16 protein-coding genes and 1 pseudogene are annotated in these 15520 nt (G+C 42.3%); 3 read left to right on the top strand and 14 right to left on the bottom strand.

Features of this window, described 5'->3' with window-relative positions; genetic code table 11:
* Positions 1-8: 8 nt before the first annotated feature.
* From ACMYR3_RS00180 to ACMYR3_RS00225, 10 genes are all read right to left on the bottom strand, one after another.
* The gene (locus ACMYR3_RS00180) at positions 9-1181 is read right to left on the bottom strand and encodes a polysaccharide pyruvyl transferase family protein (RefSeq protein WP_424193365.1); all 1173 of its coding nucleotides are present in this window, start codon (positions 1179-1181) and stop codon (positions 9-11) included.
* Positions 1182-1203: 22 nt separating this feature from the next.
* A complete protein-coding gene (locus ACMYR3_RS00185; protein WP_424193368.1) occupies positions 1204-2238 on the bottom strand; it encodes a glycoside hydrolase family 5 protein in 1035 nt (344 codons plus the stop codon).
* Between the two features lie 3 nt (positions 2239-2241).
* Positions 2242-3510 carry an O-antigen ligase family protein gene (locus ACMYR3_RS00190; protein WP_424193370.1) on the bottom strand — a complete coding sequence of 423 codons (1269 nt, stop codon included), beginning with the start codon at positions 3508-3510 and terminating at the stop codon, positions 2242-2244.
* Between the two features lie 188 nt (positions 3511-3698).
* Positions 3699-4781 carry a glycosyltransferase family 4 protein gene (locus tag ACMYR3_RS00195; RefSeq protein WP_424193372.1) on the bottom strand — a complete coding sequence of 361 codons (1083 nt, stop codon included), beginning with the start codon at positions 4779-4781 and terminating at the stop codon, positions 3699-3701.
* Entirely contained in the window at positions 4778-6028 is a 1251-nt protein-coding gene (locus tag ACMYR3_RS00200) for a flippase (protein ID WP_424193374.1), read from the bottom strand. Before ACMYR3_RS00200 ends, ACMYR3_RS00195 begins: the two co-directional genes overlap by 4 nt.
* A complete protein-coding gene (gene epsI / locus ACMYR3_RS00205) occupies positions 6025-6834 on the bottom strand; it encodes an exosortase-associated protein EpsI, B-type (protein WP_424193376.1) in 810 nt (269 codons plus the stop codon). Before epsI ends, ACMYR3_RS00200 begins: the two co-directional genes overlap by 4 nt.
* On the bottom strand, positions 6827-7726 hold the full coding sequence (gene xrtB, locus ACMYR3_RS00210) for an exosortase B (protein WP_424193378.1): 900 nt from the start codon (positions 7724-7726) through the stop codon (positions 6827-6829). The genes epsI and xrtB overlap by 8 nt, the downstream gene beginning before the upstream one ends.
* 8 nt (positions 7727-7734) lie before the next feature.
* Complete coding sequence (gene epsG, locus ACMYR3_RS00215; RefSeq protein WP_424193379.1) at positions 7735-8637, bottom strand: chain length determinant protein tyrosine kinase EpsG; 903 nt, start codon at positions 8635-8637, stop codon at positions 7735-7737.
* 11 nt (positions 8638-8648) lie between these two features.
* Entirely contained in the window at positions 8649-10046 is a 1398-nt protein-coding gene (gene epsF, locus ACMYR3_RS00220) for a chain length determinant protein EpsF (RefSeq protein WP_424193381.1), read from the bottom strand.
* Positions 10047-10738: 692 nt separating this feature from the next.
* On the bottom strand, positions 10739-11029 hold the full coding sequence (locus tag ACMYR3_RS00225; protein WP_424193382.1) for a nucleotidyltransferase family protein: 291 nt from the start codon (positions 11027-11029) through the stop codon (positions 10739-10741).
* Positions 11030-11665: 636 nt separating this feature from the next.
* On the opposite strand from ACMYR3_RS00225, the pseudogene ACMYR3_RS00230 reads away from it, so the two are divergent.
* From ACMYR3_RS00230 to ACMYR3_RS00240, 3 genes and pseudogenes are all read left to right on the top strand, one after another.
* Positions 11666-11871: pseudogene (locus tag ACMYR3_RS00230) on the top strand (hypothetical protein); the annotation flags it as partial.
* 74 nt (positions 11872-11945) lie between these two features.
* Complete coding sequence (locus ACMYR3_RS00235; RefSeq protein WP_424193384.1) at positions 11946-12245, top strand: toxin-antitoxin system TumE family protein; 300 nt, start codon at positions 11946-11948, stop codon at positions 12243-12245.
* Complete coding sequence (locus ACMYR3_RS00240; RefSeq protein ID WP_424193386.1) at positions 12242-12604, top strand: hypothetical protein; 363 nt, start codon at positions 12242-12244, stop codon at positions 12602-12604. Before ACMYR3_RS00235 ends, ACMYR3_RS00240 begins: the two co-directional genes overlap by 4 nt.
* 23 nt (positions 12605-12627) lie before the next feature.
* Here ACMYR3_RS00240 and rhuM read toward each other — a convergent pair whose 3' ends face one another.
* From rhuM to ACMYR3_RS00260, 4 genes are all read right to left on the bottom strand, one after another.
* Positions 12628-13590 carry a RhuM family protein gene (gene rhuM / locus ACMYR3_RS00245; RefSeq protein WP_424193388.1) on the bottom strand — a complete coding sequence of 321 codons (963 nt, stop codon included), beginning with the start codon at positions 13588-13590 and terminating at the stop codon, positions 12628-12630.
* Between the two features lie 204 nt (positions 13591-13794).
* On the bottom strand, positions 13795-14586 hold the full coding sequence (locus ACMYR3_RS00250) for a peptidase (protein ID WP_424193390.1): 792 nt from the start codon (positions 14584-14586) through the stop codon (positions 13795-13797).
* Between the two features lie 214 nt (positions 14587-14800).
* Positions 14801-15169 carry a DUF86 domain-containing protein gene (locus ACMYR3_RS00255; RefSeq protein ID WP_424193392.1) on the bottom strand — a complete coding sequence of 123 codons (369 nt, stop codon included), beginning with the start codon at positions 15167-15169 and terminating at the stop codon, positions 14801-14803.
* Positions 15166-15456, bottom strand: coding sequence for a nucleotidyltransferase family protein (locus ACMYR3_RS00260; RefSeq protein WP_424193393.1), 291 nt, complete (start codon positions 15454-15456; stop codon positions 15166-15168). The genes ACMYR3_RS00255 and ACMYR3_RS00260 overlap by 4 nt, the downstream gene beginning before the upstream one ends.
* Positions 15457-15520 lie beyond the last annotated feature (64 nt).

Below are 15520 nucleotides of genomic sequence, written 5' to 3' on the forward strand. Positions count from 1 at the left end.
GGTGTAAATTACTTTTGTACAGAGCTAGAAAATGCTTTATCTAATAGACCAAAATTCAAATTAGAACTTGACTTTAAAGCAATTGCTTTTTCAAGTAATTGCTTTTTTAAGATTTCAATATTCGAATATATAAAAGACTGATTTTTTAGAAGAGCGTCAATATCTATATCTTGTACTGTTAAAAAGAATTCCGATTCGCGAATACCAAAGCGGACAGAAAGATCTTTTATATCCAAAGCTTCTGTCAATACTTCAAGCTTGTGATCGTAAGCAATAACCGAAACCGGTTTAGCAAAGCACGTAGCTAAAACTAGACCATGAAAGCGCATCGTTATTACGATATCGCACTCGTTAAACAGACTGGTGCGATTAATTGCCGAGGTTTCAGATATGACGTTAATGGAATTGCTTTCAAATCGATCTGCAATTTCTGTTGCCAATTTGTAATCGTCGGGTAAATAAAATGGGGCTAATACAGGTTTATAGCCCTGAGCAATAACTGATTGAATAGATTTGGTGATGTCATCCAATAACTTATTGTATCTATCTGGCGATTGCTGTCTTTCTTGCTCCGACCATGGATTTGCAAGTGCATAAAGGCAGGTGGGGTGCTCCTTCTTAGGGGATAATTCCTCTTGCTTTTGTAAAATAGGGGTGAAGTTAAGTGAGAAAACGACATCAGCACATTCATGAATCTTTTTTTCAGGATCATTAAGACCCATTACATAAATAATATTCTTTTTGGATCGTTTGTCGCGAGTAGAGATGAAATCGCACAGCTTATAGAAGATGCGCCAAGAAATTTTAGCCCACATTGAATGAGTGATATTGACACCAATACCCACCATTACAACTCGTTTGCCTAATAGTTTTGCACAACAAAGTAAAAGTAACTTTGTGAGTAAAGTTCTAACATTCCCATTTGGAAATAAACCACCCGCTCCCAATATCACAGCATCAACATTGGGCAGAGTCTTGATAGCAGAAAATAAATCATCCTTAATAAAAGAACTCGGATCATTGGTATAGCAACTTAATAACTCAATAAGAGATGCATTTGTATTTTCGGCGGCAAAAATAAGTGAATGATTACTTATCGTCGCCCATTCAAAAAATCTTGCAAGGATTAAATCATCGCCTAGATTTGAGCGTCCGTAGAAGCCTTTAATTAAAAATTTCATTTAAAGTTTTTAAAATTACTAATTAATTTCTTAAAAAAGATTTGATTAATTCAAAGTCAGGTGACTGAGTAGATCTTTTGTGATCTAAAGGTGCGTTGGTCACTACTTCGAGATCCCATCCATCCCATTCTCTATATGAGTGGTAAAGCCAGCCCCATCCTTCAATACGAACCAACTCTAAGAAATCTCTTAAGTATCTTTGTCTAGCTCCGTTAGGAGCCCATCGGATGAAGCTAAATTCCCCGATTTGAACTGGGACGTGATACCGACTCACGAACTGACGAACAGGATCTAGATATTCACTTAATCTTTTTTTGTCCCAGTATCCTCTATTCGGAACTTCACCGGGATAATCTAATCCAATCGGAAAACCGAGAAGTCCTTGATGTGTCAAGCGATGTGGCTCATAGAAATGGAAAGAATACACAACATTAGTATCAGAAGTCGGCTCAAGTTTTGCAAAAGCACCTGGTAATGCAATGGGTGACGACTCCATGAGGAGTACCTGATTTCTAGCTTTGGCTCGGATTACTTTAATAATGCGCTGGGCAAGTTCAGTCCACATAGTATTTTTTGCGTTGAAACCCTCCGAGTCTGGGGGTTGTGGTTCATTTAATAAATCAAATGCTGCAATGGTATCTTCTGAGGAATAGTGACTAGCTATATCAGACCAAATATCCAATAGACTTTGAATTCGCTCTTCATTACCCCAGAAGTCAGCAGAGCTACCTCTTGGAGCAGGATCTAATACGATTATTATTTTAAGATTATTCTTTTTTGCGGCATTTACTATTTTTTGTAATCGAATAAGACCATCCTTATCAGCGGAATATTTTGAACATGTAGGGCATCTAGTTGCCTCAAGATGAAAGCGTGCAACACGGGCGCCGGCTTTTTTCATGTCCGCCACATCTTCATCCGTTAAATTGGCTGCGTTTAAATTAAAACCGCTCCAATTCCAAGATCCTAGTTCTGTTGCAGAAACAAATGCTGCAACAGAGTTCGTTTGTACACAGGAAAATAAAAAACCGAATAAAAGAAATTTAACAAATTTCATGATTTATTTCATCTCCTTAAATGTAAGTAATGTCAGTGTGCCCGCTGCCAATATAAAAAAAATCGGAAATATTTGAGTTTGAGAACTAATTAATTTTATAGATAGGAATCCAATAGTTGCAGAAAATAAATAAGATGCCATTGCACCCTTGGTGTCATTTTTTGATAAAGCGATATATAAGTTGCTATAGAGCATCCAAGATGAAAATACAAGAAAGGCAAATAGAGAAACGATGCCACTATCAAGTAAAAGCGTTAAGAAGTAGTTATCTAAAACATATAGCCATGTTCCTGGTTCACCGGTTCTTATGCCAATAATTGAACCGGCTTTACCAAAGCCAAAACCAAATAGATGACCTGCCGAGATTTCTTCCCAAGCTCTTCTTATCATAGTGAGACGAGCAGAGGAACTCATCATTTCCTCTGAGCTAGTTCCGATAATTACATTTTTAGCAAAATTTAATCCAAATGTAGCTATGCAAGCCATAAGAGCTACTGTAATGGCAAGAAAATAAGTCAGCATTGGTCGACGTCTGAAGCGCAAATTCCTTACGATCCACAATATTAGAATCAATCCAATTTCGATAAAGAATATAAGAACACCAGAGCGTGATCCCGTACGAAATATGGCAAGCGGAAGAAGAATTGATGCTAAGAAACCAACGATGCGACCAATTTTGTGTGTGTCATTGATTGCAGTATAAAAAACTATGGGTAACAGTAAGATTAGATAGTCAACAAGTAATAGTGGGTTATCAAAGGTTGCTTGGGCTCGATATGTACCGTCACGTATCCTGTCGGTTGTTGCCCAAAGAGCATAGTCTGAAGATAAGGGTACCCATGAAGCAAATAAATTATGTTTTAGGACGCTTTCAACGAGCGCCATGAGGCTAACAACAATAGTGGCTAAACTTAATGTGAAGAATATCTTTGCAAAATCACCATCATTCTTGATGGCTACTAGTGCAACAAAAAAAATGAGGGCCGTTGTTATTAATTCTCTTATCGCTAGAAAAAGAGATGGGAGCGGAGTAAGTCCAAATAGCGATACAAATATATGGGTTCCATATAAAAACACTAACGATATGATCGGAATCGAACCCTGTTTAATGCGAATAACTAATAATTCCCTTGCTACATTATTTGTAAAGGTAAGGATAACTAGCCATATTAACAAAGCTGCGTAAAGTATTCTTTGTGGTTCAAGCGCAGGTACGCCTGGTATTTTGTACGCGGAAAATTGAGGCCATATAGAAAAAATAATAAGATACATGCAGAGTCCATTGAGGATGAGCCTCTGATTAAAATGTGTATTGTCGGGCCAAAATAAAAGAATCATTAGTCCAAGTGTGGCAAGCAAAATTAAGGTAAGGCTTGGTAGCATCGTCGCAATGGAAGCTCCACAAATTAACGCGGCTAATGTTATGAGTAATAAAGTAAGGCTACGCATTAGTTTAATATTTATATATCTAGAACTGCTTTAAAAAGAAAGAATGCGCGTTCCCATGTAAAGCTTTGAAGATGCGTGTGTGCTTCGGTGGCTAAGTTGATACGTAAGTTTGGGGTGGTAATGATCTTTTCTAAAAAATATAAAATATTTTTCGGTTCCATTGTTTGACAAATAAGTGCGTTTCTATTGTGTATAGCATATGCATTAACGCCTCCGTTGTCTGTTGAAATTAGTGCTGCCCCACAGCACATTGCTTCGCTACCTGGTAACCCCCAGCCTTCATATTGGGACGGTACTATGAAAATAGCGGTATGGTTATAAAGTTCAACGAGCTCTGAATCCGTCGGGCGTAGATGAAATTCGATCCAAGAAGGTAGATTTTGAGGCTGTACTCCACCAAAACACCAAAATTTATAATCCGAATTCGGATTGCGTTCTTTATAAAGGGTCAGTGCTGTTATTGCGTCATCAGTGCGCTTAAATGGTTCGGATCTAGCTGGAAAGCCAATATACTTTCTCTCGGGTGAGTCTATAGGAACGGTTAATTTATAGTGATCAAGATCGAGCCCATTCGGTACTTCTGCATATACGGCCCCACCGCAATCAATAACCATGTCCCGGCAAGCAGGTGATATGACTAGGTTTCTAAACGCACCACGATAGGTGGCTGCCATTCGTTCGCGAATTTCTGCCGCCGCAGTCATAAAAAATTCGTAATCTTGAATAAAGTAATATTTAATACCATATGATTCTGGCAGTTCAATTGCGGCCTCAGCAGTTGTCCAAGCTGTGGCAACAATTACATCACCAGTTGGTATAAAGTGTTTTGATAAGGTCGGTGCCCAAATGCAGTTGATATTTGAATTGACATGCATCCATTTTTTTGGACTAAATCCTCCACGTAAACCAAAGCGACGGCCTAGAAAAGTTGCAATAGAAAATAGTAAGCCGCGATCACGAGTTTGCCCAGTCATTGTATGAACTACCGTTACGGCATGGCCATCGGCAGCGAGGCGATTGGCGTGCTCATAGATGATTTTTACGCCACCAATTGGTGTATCTCCAGGGGTAGGCAACAAAAAGGTGATTCTCATGATTTAAAAAAGCTTGAAAACTTGATATTTCGATTAATAAATATAGACATTAATAACAGCACTGTGATTTGTGAGCCAAGATAAACCCAGGCTGATGCAAGTGCGCCAAATTTTGGTACAAAAATAAGTGCCATGAAAACGCCACTTAAGCCTGATATGAAAATAGCCCACATAAATTGGGCGCGATACCCTAGGTTAATTAACACTTGAGTGCCTAATAAATTATCTAAAAACACGCTTGTGGGTATTATTGACATAATACGCAAGATGATTGTCACTTCGCGACTATGTTCACCACTCACAAGATAAGTTACCCAATTGGCCAATAAAAATAAACCTATTGACCCGGTGAGCATCAGAGGAAATAACCACTTGAGCATAGATCGAATAAACGCAAATCCTTCAGACTTGGATTTAGCAAACAATGCGGCTAGTTTTGGATAAACTGCATTACAAATAGGTACCTGAGCATTATTTGCCGCTTTGATAATTTTTTCTGCTACAGCGTAATGTCCCACTGCGTACGCACCGTGGAAGTAACCTAGTATCAGCATATGTGAGCTATTAACCATTAACCCAGAAAGCTGTGATGCAAAGATATATTTGCCATCATTTAGCATTCTTATCAGCACTTCTCTGGTCGGCATCTTGAATTGTAGATTTGGTAGGTTGGCTTTGATTAAAAGCAATCCAATTGCCCCACCGATAATATTGCCGATTGATTGAATGATCGCTGCAGTGGCTATGTCACCAGGTGACTTTACAAAGTAGAATATTGCTGGAACGGTGATCAACTTTGGTAATACATTCATGATGGTTACTAATGGCATTTTTTCTATACCCTGAAATAACCAGTTTGGAAAAAGAACATTTCCAATTACTAATAAAAAACTTGCAAGAAATACCGTTGCGTGTTCTTTCGCTTCGGAGAAAAAATTAATCAAACATAAGAATAAAATAAAGCTCAAAAGCAGAAATAGAAATTTCAAAACAAATACAGATGAGACTATTTCATTTAGCTTGATTGAGTCAGCACGATTTATTGAAACCTCTCGTGTTGCAGTTAAATTAAAGCCGAAATCTGTGAATATCACAAAATATTGAATGATGTTTCCCGCATATGAAAGCACACCAAAATTTTCAAAGCCAAGTGTCCTAATAAGATAGGGCAAGGTAATTAGCGGTAATAAATAATTCGCTGCTTGTATGACATACAGTGAAGCAATGTTGGTAATAAGTTTACTCATTGCGACAACGATTCGTAGAAAGTTGGAAGAGGTGCGCTTAAAGCAGCTTGAGCTTTATTGAATCTGTTGAAATCGGTAGATGAGTTTGACATGTAGCTAAATAAACTGTTGTTGCTTAAATTGCTAGAATTTCCAATTATTCTTGATTTAAATGTTGCGTCAATAGAATTAGTAAGCTCTATAAGAAAGCCGTCTTGTAATTCAAAATCATCACGACTGTTTTTACCGATGGTAGATACTCGAAATAATAGACCATCGGGAATATAGCCTTTTAGCCCATAACTTAATTCAAAATATTTTTTCTTCCAATTTTGAGTAGAGACCTTATTTCCAATAGTTGTCCAATAGGTAATATTCTCATGTCTTTCTGATCCAAAGTCGGCTTCAAGGCGCTTAATGGGTAATGTTTGTTCAGAAAGAACGATGCTCTCATTTTGGAGTGATTTAACGATAAATCCCTGAGCTGGATAGCATACTTCAGGGTAGTGCATCTGATTCTCATCACGTTGATCTTCGCCGTATGCAATAGACAACATGATTCTTTGACCTTTGGGGTTTATGTATGTGCGAGTAATGATTTGGCTATAAATTCTGGAAAGTGTTTCTGCTTGCTCGGGACTTATGATGAGTGTAGGAGACGTATCTTCTACCTGCCAATTACTTAGATGTGTTGGTATAGTTGATTCAAGGTTTAATTTTCCAATCAGATCGATAATTTTCGTCTTGGGCTTAATTGCTTCGCTGAGAAGTACGCCTCCCACCATTAAAAATAATAATAGAACTGCAGTGTTTATCTGCTTAGACATCAAGCAGTTCCTTTTTACTATTTTTTATATATAGAAGGCTCAATCGGATAACTGAGTCAATCCCAATTATTAGTAAGAGTGCAGTTAGAAAAAGTACCATTCCTGCAAAGCCATGCAGGAATCCTTGTCCAGCAGAGTCCCCAAAATAGAATGTAATAAGTACAAGTACGCTTACTCTAATCACATTTGAGAGAAATGAAATTGGAACTATTAATATACCCAGTATTAAGTTTCTTAATATTGAATGGTGTCGAATTAGATTCAAATAAAGCAAGCCCATTGCTTCTAAGGTAAATAATGTATGTAAGCCAGCACATGCATCTGCAACTAAGAGCTGATATTGTCCAATAGTTAATATCACACCGTTTCGTGAAATGGGGTATCCCATACCATAGAGTATCTGCTCTACAACGTAACTGACCGCAGTCTTCATCGGGAGCGTTAACGCATCTACAAATGGTCCGGGAAGAGGTATCATGAAGCACATGAAAAACAACCCAAACCCTATTAATCTAAGAGTTTGGGGCCCCTTGAAAATAAGCACTAGACCAGCAATTAGCCAAATGATCGAACCAACTTCAAAAAACAATATCCCTTGAGACCGACCTACTATATATAGTAAAAGTCCAAAACCAAAAATTGGCCAACCAATCTGTGGATATGGTTTAACGGGAGTGATACGAATAAGTATCCGATTTCGCCAGATTAGCCAAAGAGCAATACCTAATACTATTGGTCCGTGAGCTTGCTGATCGGTGGCCCATAACCCTTTTGATAGATCCCAGAAAGTTGGGATGTACAAAGTGAGTAAACCTAAAAATGCTATTAACCACTCTAAAGAAGGAAGGAGATAATTTTGTCCACTGATATTCGAGTTAATAGAATAGGCCATGAATAAATTTAAAACTCATTAATTACCGCACCAATTACATTAACTTTTGCCGTAGAAAGCATTGCAATGGTTTTTTCAATGTCAGCTGTTAGAGAATAATTTTTTCTAGTTACCATCAAAGTTGCACCGGCTCGTGCCGCTGTCATTTGGGCATCGGCTGCAATAAGTGCGGCTGGCGTATCAATAATGACAGCATCAAATACTATACTCGCTTCCTCTAGCAGCTTTAAATACAAAGGTTGTCCTAAAAGCTCCAAAGGATTTGGAGGGAGTGTGCCAGAAGGTAATACTGATAGATCAAGTAAGCCTGGTATTCGCACAATAGCTTCTGAGCCTGCTCTACCAGAAAGTATGTTAGTAAGGCCTGTACGATTATTTAATTTAAAAAAATGGTGTTGACTTGGGTTACGCAGATTGGCATCAATCAATAATGTTCTTTCACCTAATTGTGAGAAAACGATCGCAAGGTTTGCGGCTAAATAACTTCTTCCTTCGCATCTAGCAGGACTGACAATAGTCAAAATTTTTCGGGAAACATCACCATCAAACCAACGAAGTATTAATTGACTACGGAGCGCACGTAGTTGTTCAACAGTTTTATGATGAGGATTAAAAGCTGCAACTAAATCTTGACTAACAGAGGTATCACCTGTCTGTAAGTATGGATAGTTGAATTGACGAGATATGGCCTGTTCAATATCAGCTTCGGTCAACAGACCTAAGCGAATAGCGGCTTCTCCAAACTTCATGCCCTTAACTTTTTGTTCTTGTAAAATTAGTTCCGCTTCCTCAACAGAAAGTTTTCCGGCTTCAACTAATATTGTGCCTATTGATCTTTCGCGGCTCATAAACTCTGTCGTATTGGAATGACTGATTGGTGCTTTGACTAAATTTGGCAATGGCATATTCATTTTTGACTCAGTTAGCGTGTAGCCGAAAAAGTTAATCTCTGCTGATTATTGCGGTGTGTAATGATTTTGCTGTTATGGAGTACAGCTAAAACTGGTAAGCCAAAATTCTGTGTAAAATCATCTGCAGAGCGAATCCTTCTATTGGTCAATTCCATCAGTAATGCGCATGCGACGCTTAGTAAAGTTCCAAAGAATATTGCTAAAACGAGATTTAAAAACAGTTTTGGACTAGCATGTTCTGTTGGAGGATCTGCTGGGGTCAATACCATGACGTTGGTTTGTTGTGTCTGACTCTCAAGGCTGGTTTGTGACAGACGCTGAGTTACCATGTCATAGGCACGCTGAGCATTTTCCAAGTCTTTTTGCAGAACTGAGAATTCATCACGTTCTTGACGTAATTCCAAGACGCGTTTTTTCTGTACTTCTAAAGCTTGCCTGATTTCACCTTCGCGCTGTGTATTGGCATTATTGGCGCTGCCCATTGAGTTGGCTACTTGCTTCATTTCTGTTTGAAGTTTGTTCTTCAGTTCATTGAGTTCGCTCAGGGCGCTTTGATATTCTGGGTGATTCAGCCCAAACCGTGAGGATAATTCTTTGAGCTTGGCTTCTTGTCTGATGATGTCAGCTCGTAGTGCTTGAATTACAGGGTTCATCAATACGTCTTGCGATGTTGACGTATTGCCTGAGGCTTGTTTTTCGCGCGATGAGGTATCTGCTTTTGCAGCCTGAGCTGCAGCAATCTGGGTAGAGAGTTCTGCCAAACGTGCATTCTCATAATCAAGGCGCTCATCGGTAGCAACGATGCCATTTTCTTTTTGATATGTGGAAACCTTTGTTTGGGCTTTTTCAACTTCTTTACGAAGCTCAACTGTTCTCTCGTTAAACCAGTTTGCATATTGTTTGGCGGGGTCTACTTTGAGTTCGAGATTAATTTCTAAATAGGCTTCAGCAAATGCATTTGCTACTGCTGCGGCAAAATCTGGATTGATACCCTTGTATTCAATCGAAATAACATTACTTTCACGAGAAGGTTTTACATCCAATTTTTTTTGTAAGGCATTTGCAAGGAATTGTTCAATGGTGCCCTTTCCTTTGCCTTCCTCTTGCCATTGAACTCGGGCTTCAGATAATTGATCAAGTTTAAGAAGTTTAACAACCCTTTGTGCTACTCGATCACTTGTAATGACATCGACTTGGGTTGCCATATAAGCTGTGGAAACCATTGCTTGAGGTACGATTCCATAAATAGGGTCAGCAGATTTAAGATCAACTAGAACTGTTGTGATCGCTTTGTACTGTTTAGGAAGGATTAGACTTAGAGCAATAGTCGAGGCTACTACAAGAAAGAATATAAAAAACATCAACTTCCAGCGTGATTTAAGTATGAGCAGAAATTGATGAAAGGTCATTGATAGACTCCAAAGGTTGAAACTGGCAGACTGGCGTCGTTAAAGACACAAACCAGTCGATATGACAATAAGAGTTTATATTAACCCGTTTACCGCTTGGTTTGGGCTTGTAAGGAGTGTGCAGTTGCAACAAAATTTTGTGACAAAGTTTGCATTGCGTAAACAATTGCACAAAACAAAAAGGGGAGATGTGCTATCTGCTTATTTGGTTTTGTATAGGGCAGTGTTTCGGTTGGTGTGATGTTGCGTAGATATGGCGGTATTGCTGATCAGTCGGTCGGGTTGGTTTAGACATGGCCATTTATGTGGGGAGGCGATGTGTTTTTGAGGGGTATCCGGATCTTGATGTTGGTGAAACCTCATAGCCCGCCAGATTCGATCAGCTCAATGTGTGTTGGAATATGGGCACCGAAGTTGTGCTCTTCTTCGTTGCTATTCAGCGTGTTGGTAGGTATTCAGCCTGCGTCGGTTGAGTCTTTGTCTGATTCACCCCAGTGCAGCAACAAATCCTGAGACAGTTCTGTTATCACGCCTTGAGTCATCCCTTTGGCAAGCTGTATCAGTACTGATTCTGCTGACTCACAGCAGGCCAGTCAGGAAAGCCGTTTCGTCCATGTCGGAGACGTATTCCTCAATGCGCTCGATGGCCTCAAGAATATGGCCCAGGTAGTCGGGTACTCGCAGCGACTTGTTCATACAGGCACTGCCTCGGCCAGCACCAGGCCCCTGAACTTGTCGGGTAGTGCCTTAGGGGTCAGCACGTCGACTGACACACCCAGGAGTGTTTCCAACTCAACCTGAATCCTTGCCACGTCCATCAGTGTTGTGTTTGGTGTGGGGTCAATCAGAATGTCCAAATCGCTTCCCTCTTGGTCATCATCGTGGATCACCGAACCAAAGACGCGGGCATTGCATGCGCGATTTCGAGCCACGACAGCGCGGATCGTGGCTCGGTTTTCTTGCAGGGCAGCAGACGGTTTCATGGGTGATCTCCAACGTGAAATCCGATTTGATCTTACAGTGACGATTTTCAAAAGACAACACCAAAGGCCAAATTCAGACGGGTGTGTGGTTCTGACCCGAGAGACCAAACCAGTATCAAAATTCGGATACCCAAAATAAAAAGGGGTGATTGTGCTATTTGCTTATTGGGTTGGGTGTCTTAGTGGGTGTGATGGTGGGTAGATATGGTGGTATTGCTGATCAGTTGGTCAGGTTGGTTTAGCCATGGCCTTTTATGTGGGAGGGCGATGTGTTTTTGAGTCGCCAACTTTTACAGGGGAAGATCAAGGCCATGCTTTTGTTTATGCGGCGGGTTGTTAGAGTTGTTGTTTGACGTTTATATACTAATGGGTAGTAAAATTTTTGACTTAATAAATACGTACTTAACAGGGCAAAATATAAATATACTCCATTGTTTTTTGTCTTTTGCAGTGTGCGTGCTTGGTTCTGGCTGCTTGCCAGAGCGATGAAGGGAAGCAGGTATCCCGATTACTGAGTTGACAAGGGCAACGGGTGCAGCGCTTTTATGAATTGAATTCCTGGAACTATTTTCGAGAATCGCAATGCCTTGATTTCCCGTGCGGCTCTGCTATATGTGCCATTCCGGCGTGTACAGCCTTGATGAACTGGCATGGCAAACCGGCCAAGGCATTGTGCTGATCACGACTTTGGCGGGCAGGCTGCACTGAAGAGTGCTCTCCTTCCAACGCCTGGCGTCATCGAATGCCGCCTCTGCGCTGAGGCGATCACCCGCGCTAACCGGCACATTTACGACGCTCTGGCCGAACCACTGGCGGACGTGCATCGCCGTCGCCTCAATGAGGAGAAAGGGATTCGAACCACCGACTCAAAGTAAGAGCTTGACGGGGCAAAATCATTTATGGCATATTACACCATATGAATGTCTCTACGAAAGCAACGCTTCTTTATGCAGACAAAGCCGTACTGCCTGACGGCTGCATCATAGAGTTGCGCATATGGCAACTACCCAGCCCAGACCCAGAAAGGGCGCACGGGCTGAAATATAGTTTGTTCTATGGGTGCGAAGGGCGCCGGATTGTTGGCTACGATAACGAACGCGGCAAAGGTGATCATCGACACTTGGGGGCGACAGAAACGCCCTACACCTTCACGACAGTGGAGCAACTGATTGCCGACTTTTTGGTCGATGTTGAGAAAGAAAGGAATTCGCAATGAAGAAACCAGCAACCAAAGTCATTGACTTCCATGTGGACACGCTGAAAGACATGGGCGAGCGGTTCACCTTGGCATGGCACCGTGCTGAACAGGGCGATATGACGGTGTCACGGAACGTGAGCTTTCTTGGACTGGATGCCTTGGTCAGTACCTTGTCCGAGAAGCGACTTGCCTTGCTGCGACACCTCAAGCAACACCCTGTTGGCAATATCATGGAGCTGGCCAGAGCACTGGGGCGGGACTATAAAAACGTGCATGGGGATGTTACGGTCCTGGAAGAACTGGGACTAATCGAAAAAAGTGCCAAAGGCCTATATGCACCTTATGATGAGTTACAGACACATGTTTCATTGAAGTAGCAGTAAAGTGGCTGCCAGTCAGGTTACTGCACACCGACCAGCATGTTTTCAATCAGACGGATCATCGTTTCTTTTTGTGTGGGTGCTGATTCAGCTACCAGTAGTGCCAATGCGGCAAGGCCGATGTCGTTGATGACAGGTTGGCCGTCGCGTATCAGTGCATTGTTGCGGTTTAAAAAATTGACAAACAAGAAGGCACCGGTACGCTTGTTGCCATCGGCTAGCGGATGATTTTTGATGACGAAATACAGCAAGTGTGCGGCCTTGCGCTCAATCGTTGGGTACGCGGGCTCACCAAAAACAAATTGATCAAGGTTGCCAAGAAGCGCCGCAAGTGCATCACTGCGTTCAAGCCCAAAAAGATTGCTGGCTTCGCCGCGAGACATGAGATCGGCTTTTAAACCAGCGATGGACAGCCTTACCTCGTCAAGAGATGGCATGACACCGCCTGTTGTTCCATCAGGATCGGTCAGTAATCCTTCATCGTAACGCTGCAACAGCAAGAAGGTTTGGGTATAACGGCTGACGATCTCGACTAATCCTCGTCCGGTATCGGCAATGAGGTCGGGTGATTGAGCTGTCTTTCTGACAAGCGCCAGTGCTGCTCCCAGTTCGGCGGCGTTGTGCTCGAAGCGAGCGCGATCGAGCGTCCAGCCTTGCATCAAATGGTCACGTAGAATACCCGTTGCCCATTGGCGAAATTGTGTACCGCGCTTGGAGTTAACGCGATACCCGACCGAAATGATGGCGTCGAGGTTGTAGAATTTGACTGGTTTGTCTGAGTCAGCAATGTGCAAAATTTGCACATTACTTTCTTCAACCAGTTCGCCATCCAGAAAGATGTTGCGTAAATGCTTGGTGATGACCGAGCGCTCCCGGCCAAACAGTTCGGCCATCTGTTCTTGGGTCAGCCAGAGGCTTTCGCCTTCAAGCCGAACGGTAACATGCCCGCCATCTATTGGTTCATAAATGATTATTTTGCCCATTGTTCACATTCCTGAAAAAATGTCTGGCAGCATTTGATTCTATCCTGACACAATTTATACAGTGAATCTGACATCAAGCAAGGTCTGGCTCAAATTACCCAGTTCTGTTGGAAAAGCCTGTGCTGTGAAGCAAGCCCGCAATTGGTTGAGCCGATAAGGGAAATGGTTACAACGCTGCTATGTGCGTTGTAACCTATATGGTCTTTATTTGAACTGAAAATTGGGCTTGAGGTAAAAGGTTTGTTGCTGCTGTTGCTGCGGCAATGTGCGGTTGCGTTTGAGGGCGTCCCAGTCTGGATCGGGGAGGCGTTTGAAGATTTCTTTCAGGCCATCACCCCAGGTATTGTGGATCATGCTGAAGTATTCGTCGTTTTCATCAATGCGGGTCTGGGTGCCAATTTTGAGGGTGTTGGCGCGGTATTCCAGCAGGTCAATCGGCATGCCGACCGAGAGGTTGGAGCGCATGGTGGAGTCAAATGAAACCAGGGTGCATTTGATGGCGTCGGGAATGGAGGAGTTGCGACGTACCACGCGGTCAATAATGGGTTTGCCGTATTTGATTTCGCCAATCTGAAAATAGCAGGTGTCAGCCGTGGCTTCAATGAAGTTGCCTTCGGCATAAAGCATGAACAGGCGCTGCCGTTCACTGCCAATTTGTCCACCAATGATAAATGAGGCGGAGGCATCCACATTACTGGCAATCAGCGCAGCACCTATGGTGGTGCGGACTTCGCGCAGCGCTTCGCCGAGCAGGGTTGCCACATCAAACATGGATGTGGCTGTCCAGATGTTGAGTTTGTCGGGGTCTTTGGTGGCTTGTTGTTCCAACAGGCTGATGGCGTGCTGGGTGATGGATAGGTTGCCTGCATTCATGATGCAGATTACCCGATCACCGGCCTTTTCAAAAACACGCATTTTGCAAAACCTGGCGACGTTATCAACGCCAGCATTGGTTCGTGAGTCGCTGGCAAAGATCATCCCAACGTCTAATAGCATCCCTACACAATAAGTCATGACTCTTTCTGTGCCTTTTCAATGCCTGTTAACAGGCTGTATATGTATTCTTCTTCTTTTGCAGTTTACTCATCTTTCAATAACAGAGCAAAACGCCTGCCTGACGTAAGTTTAACCTAAGTTAGCGGGTATCGCAGTGGCTGGCTCGTTATGGATAACCATAAAAGTGTTACCTCACCATTTGGTTGATCAGGATTTAACTACGCTGGTCAAGCTTGCTTAGCGTTTCTTGAATCTGGTTGTAGAAGGTGTGCAGATCACGTTGGATGGTTTGCCAGACGATTTCGAGATCGATCTGAAAGTAACCATGTGTTATGGCATTACGCATTTGGTAGGCATGAGCCAACGGTAGTTCTGGGTGTTCTATGGCAAATTGTGGATAGTGTTTTTCAATGTTGTTGCTGGCTTCACCAATGATTTCAAAATTGCGGATGACGGCATCTTGCGTCATTTGATTGGTGAGAAATTCTGCCTGGTCAATTTTTTCAGTGTAACGATGAATGCGTTCAATTGCTTCGGCAATGTGTAATAAATAGTCGATAAGGCGCTGCTCGTTACGACTCATACAGGGCGTGCTTCGGCTAACACTTGGGTGCGAAATTTGTCAGGCAGGGCTTGAGGGGTCAGTACATCGACCCGGACACCAAGAAGTTGGTGCAGTTCGTGACGTATTGCGCCAATATCAAATAGGCTGGTCTCTGGCGTGGGGTCGATAAGAAGGTCCAGATCACTGTTTTCTGTGTCCTGCCCATGCAGAACCGAGCCGAATACACGTACGTTTTTAGCGCGGTGGGATTCAACCACGCAACGAATGGCGAGACGATGAGCGTCTAACGCATCAGATGGTTTCATCTGTTTTCTCCCGGCAATAACGATTCGATCATAGTGTAGTGGTTTGTTTTCCGCAACAGCAAAA

Source organism: Ampullimonas aquatilis (assembly GCF_049675895.1).
In the GTDB taxonomy this organism is placed as follows: domain Bacteria; phylum Pseudomonadota; class Gammaproteobacteria; order Burkholderiales; family Burkholderiaceae_D; genus Ampullimonas; species Ampullimonas aquatilis.

What these genes read in the sequence shown, in the direction of transcription:
- ACMYR3_RS00180 (WP_424193365.1), bottom strand. Translation starts at nt 1,181, where the DNA reads ATGAAATTTTTAATTAAAGGCTTCTACGGACGCTCAAATCTAGGCGAT.
- ACMYR3_RS00185 (WP_424193368.1), bottom strand. Translation starts at nt 2,238, where the DNA reads ATGAAATTTGTTAAATTTCTTTTATTCGGTTTTTTATTTTCCTGTGTA.
- ACMYR3_RS00190 (WP_424193370.1), bottom strand. Translation starts at nt 3,510, where the DNA reads ATGTATCTTATTATTTTTTCTATATGGCCTCAATTTTCCGCGTACAAA.
- ACMYR3_RS00195 (WP_424193372.1), bottom strand. Translation starts at nt 4,781, where the DNA reads ATGAGAATCACCTTTTTGTTGCCTACCCCTGGAGATACACCAATTGGT.
- ACMYR3_RS00200 (WP_424193374.1), bottom strand. Translation starts at nt 6,028, where the DNA reads ATGAGTAAACTTATTACCAACATTGCTTCACTGTATGTCATACAAGCA.
- epsI (WP_424193376.1), bottom strand. Translation starts at nt 6,834, where the DNA reads ATGTCTAAGCAGATAAACACTGCAGTTCTATTATTATTTTTAATGGTG.
- xrtB (WP_424193378.1), bottom strand. Translation starts at nt 7,726, where the DNA reads ATGGCCTATTCTATTAACTCGAATATCAGTGGACAAAATTATCTCCTT.
- epsG (WP_424193379.1), bottom strand. Translation starts at nt 8,637, where the DNA reads ATGAATATGCCATTGCCAAATTTAGTCAAAGCACCAATCAGTCATTCC.
- epsF (WP_424193381.1), bottom strand. Translation starts at nt 10,046, where the DNA reads ATGACCTTTCATCAATTTCTGCTCATACTTAAATCACGCTGGAAGTTG.
- ACMYR3_RS00225 (WP_424193382.1), bottom strand. Translation starts at nt 11,029, where the DNA reads ATGAAACCGTCTGCTGCCCTGCAAGAAAACCGAGCCACGATCCGCGCT.
- ACMYR3_RS00235 (WP_424193384.1), top strand. Translation starts at nt 11,946, where the DNA reads ATGAATGTCTCTACGAAAGCAACGCTTCTTTATGCAGACAAAGCCGTA.
- ACMYR3_RS00240 (WP_424193386.1), top strand. Translation starts at nt 12,242, where the DNA reads ATGAAGAAACCAGCAACCAAAGTCATTGACTTCCATGTGGACACGCTG.
- rhuM (WP_424193388.1), bottom strand. Translation starts at nt 13,590, where the DNA reads ATGGGCAAAATAATCATTTATGAACCAATAGATGGCGGGCATGTTACC.
- ACMYR3_RS00250 (WP_424193390.1), bottom strand. Translation starts at nt 14,586, where the DNA reads ATGCTATTAGACGTTGGGATGATCTTTGCCAGCGACTCACGAACCAAT.
- ACMYR3_RS00255 (WP_424193392.1), bottom strand. Translation starts at nt 15,169, where the DNA reads ATGAGTCGTAACGAGCAGCGCCTTATCGACTATTTATTACACATTGCC.
- ACMYR3_RS00260 (WP_424193393.1), bottom strand. Translation starts at nt 15,456, where the DNA reads ATGAAACCATCTGATGCGTTAGACGCTCATCGTCTCGCCATTCGTTGC.